This window comes from Zoogloea sp. (assembly GCF_023150065.1).
In the GTDB taxonomy this organism is placed as follows: Bacteria; Pseudomonadota; Gammaproteobacteria; order Burkholderiales; family Rhodocyclaceae; genus Zoogloea.
Window position 1 is genome coordinate 1 of sequence record NZ_JAKLLN010000048.1, and the last position, 3,315, is coordinate 3,315.

Genomic DNA, 3,315 nt, shown 5'->3' on the forward strand with positions numbered 1-3,315 from the left:
GACGTCAACGAGCATCCGTATCGCATTGAGCGCGCACTGCTTCAGCTGCACCAGGCCGGCGTGCTGGAGCGCCAGAAGGCGGTCTTGCTGGGCGCGTTCACCGACTACCGCATGTCGCCGCTGGATCGCGGCTATACACTGAAACGAGCGGTAGCCCATGTGCGGCAGGTGTGCCCGGTGCCCGTTCTCACTGGGTTGCCCTTCGGGCATGTGCGCACCAAGGTGTGTCTGCCGGTCGGCGCCCGAGTCGAGCTGGTGGTGCAGGGCCGCGACGTACTGGTGGGCTGGGGTGGGCACTGATGACTCGGGCCAGGACGCCGCACCACCCCGCAATTGAAGGGGTCGGTGGCTCCGGGCCAACCCCGAGGTCGCCCAGGCGGCGGGCGGCATAGAATCAACGCTCGCCTCGAAGGGCCGAGCGTCATGAGCGCAGGCCGGTCGGGGCGCTCGTTTTCCGGCAACTGACTGCGCCACCCCGCGCGGCCGACTGCCCGCACCAGGAGTGCTCCCGCATGCGCGGTTTTCACCTGTCCAGGGCCTGGCGCCTGGCATTGGCGCTGCTTGTCGCTGTTGCGGCGGGTGGGTGCAACAACAGCCCTTATCCGGCCGACGCTGCGCAGCGCAACACGCTGTATTACACGTTCGACGAGCGCTCGCCTCGCTACCTCGACCCCACCGCGTCCTACGCCAACCCCGAGTCGGCCTACACCTTCCAGATCTACGAGCCGCCCTACGGGTACCACTACCTCAAGCGGCCCTACACGCTGGTTCCGAAGTCTGCGGCCGAGGTGGTCAAACCCACCTACCTCGACAAGGACGGCAAGGTGCTGCCTGCCGATGCGCCGCCCGAGCAGATCGCTCAAAGCGTCTACGACGTGCGCATACGCCCTGGCATCCTCTTTCAGCCGCATCCGGCCTTTGCCAAGGACGACCAGGGGCGAAGCCGCTACCTGCAACTCAGCCGTGAGCAGCTCGGCGAGCGCCGCTCGCCGTTCGACTTTGAACACCAGGGTACGCGCGAACTCGTCGCCGAGGACTTCGTCTACGCGCTCAAGCGCCATGCCACCACGCGCATCGAGGCGCCGGTGTTCGCCATCTTCGCCGACTACGTCATCGGCCTGCGCGAGTATGCCGACCGCATCAGGGCCGAAGACGCCAAGCTGTTGGCGGGCTTGCCCGAGGATGCGCGCGACAAGCCCTTCCTGGACTTCCGGAAATTCCCGCTCGAGGGCAGTTCGGCCCCCGACAAGTACACCTGGCGCATCCGTCTCAAGGGCAAGTACCCGCAGTGGAGCTACTGGATGGCCATGCCGTTTCTGGCGCCCATCCCCTGGGAGGCCGATGCCTTTTATGCCCAGCCGGGCATGAGCGAGAACGGTCTGTCCCTCAACCAGTGGCCGGTGGGCACGGGGCCCTACATGATGAAGGAGTTCGTGCGGGATCGGCGCCATGTGATGGTGCGCAACCCGAACTTCCGCGGCGAATCCTATCCATGCGAGGGCATGCCTGAGGACAAGGCCGCTGGGCTGCTCGACGACTGCGGCAAGACCATGCCGTTCATCGACACGCTGTATGTGACCATCGAGAAGGAGGCGGTGCCGCGGCGCGACAAGTTCAAGCAGGGCTTTCTCGACGTTCCGGAGATCGAGCGCCCCGAGTACGGGGTGAGCTTTCGAGCCGATGCCGACGACTCCGACGACGTGCGACGCCTTTACGAGGAACGCGGCTTCCAGTTCCCGCTGATGACCGATATCAGCAACTGGTACCTGGGATTCAACATGCTCGATCCGGTGGTCGGCAAGGGCGACACCGCCGAGCAGCAGGTTCGCAATCGCAAGTTGCGCCAGGCCATTGCCATCGCCATCGAGTGGGAGGAGGGCTATGGTCGCATCTTCAAGCACAAGGGCGGCGTGGCCGCTCACGGGCCCATCCCGCCTGGACTGTTCGGCTCACGTGAAGGGCAGCCCGGCTTCCACAACCCCGTCACCCATGTGTGGAAGGACGGCAAGGCGGTGCGTCGCCCCATCGAGGAAGCACGCATGCTGCTCGCGCAGGCTGGCTACCCCGAGGGGCGCGACGCGAAGACCGGCAAGCCCCTGGTTCTCAACTACGACTTCCAGCGGGCCATCACCCCCGAGTTCAAGAGCGAAAACGACTGGATGGTCAAGCAGTTCGCCAAGTTGGGCATCCAGCTCGAGATCCGCGCCACCGACTTCAACCAGTACCAGGACAAGACCCTCAAGGGACGGCACCAGATCTTCTGGGGCGGCTGGCTGGCCGACTATCCCGATGCCGAGAACTTCTTGTTCCTGACGTATGGGCCTTTGGGCCGCTCCAAGAGCCAGGGTGACAACTACGCCAACTACGACAACCCCGAGTACGACGCGTTGTACCGCCAGCTCCAGGCGCTGGAAGACGGCCCGCGCAAGCAGGAAGTGATCGACCGCATGGTGCGCATGCTGCAGGAGGACAGCCCTTGGTGCTTCGGCTACTTCCCCTGGGGAGGCCTCGCATTCCAGCAGTGGGTGCACAACGGCAAGCCCAGCATCATGATCCGCGACATGGCCAAGTACTACCGGCTCGATACCCCATTGCGCACCCGCAAGCAGGCCGAGTGGAACCAGCCCGTGTACTGGCCGCTGGGCTTGCTCTTCGCCCTGGCTGCCTGGCTGGTGTGGGTGGCGCGGCGCAGCTTCCGTGCCCGCGAGACGGCCACCGCCGAGGCAGCACCGGTGGTCAACGCAGCCAAGGGGGCCTGAGACCATGGGTGGCTTCATCCTGCGCCGTCTGGGTTACGGCTTCCTCATCCTCATTGGCGTCAATCTGCTGACGTTCTTCCTGTTCTTCACCGTCAACACGCCGGACGACATGGCGCGCCTGAACATCGGGGGCAAGCGGGTGACGCAGGAACAGATCGACAAGTGGAAGGCCGAGCGCGGCTACGACCGCCCGCTGTACTGGAATGCGAGCGAGCAGGGCGCGGCGCAGGTCACGCGCACGGTGCTCTGGGAGCGCTCGGTCTCGCTGATGGCACTGGACTTCGGCCGCAGCGACTCGGCGCGCTCGGTGGACATCGGCCACGAGGTGGCCACGCGCATGGGGGTGAGCCTTCGATTGGCGGTGCCGCTGTTCGTGTTGCAGCTCATCGTGAGCGTGACTTTCTCGCTGCTGCTGGTGTTCTTCCGCCACTCGCGCATCGACTTCTGGGGCGTCGTGCTGTGCGTGGTGATGCTCTCGATCTCGAGCCTGTTCTACATCATCGTCGGCCAGTACTTCTTCTCGCGGCTGCTGCGGCTCGTGCCGATCTCGGGCTAC

Annotated in this window: 1 protein-coding gene and 2 pseudogenes; all 3 read left to right on the forward strand. The window is 65.2% G+C overall.

The window, feature by feature from the left end; genetic code table 11:
• A pseudogene (locus L6Q67_RS23160) lies at positions 1–300 on the forward strand (hypothetical protein); the annotation flags it as partial.
• A gap of 212 nt (positions 301–512) precedes the next feature.
• Complete coding sequence (locus L6Q67_RS23165) at positions 513–2,759, forward strand: ABC transporter substrate-binding protein (RefSeq protein WP_296575752.1); 2,247 nt, start codon at positions 513–515, stop codon at positions 2,757–2,759.
• A gap of 4 nt (positions 2,760–2,763) precedes the next feature.
• Positions 2,764–3,315 (forward strand): annotated as a pseudogene (locus L6Q67_RS23170) (ABC transporter permease); the annotation flags it as partial.

Bases quoted from the DNA above. Each gene is read 5' to 3' on its own strand.
- L6Q67_RS23165 (WP_296575752.1), top strand. From the start codon at position 513: ATGCGCGGTTTTCACCTGTCCAGGGCCTGGCGCCTGGCATTGGCGCTG.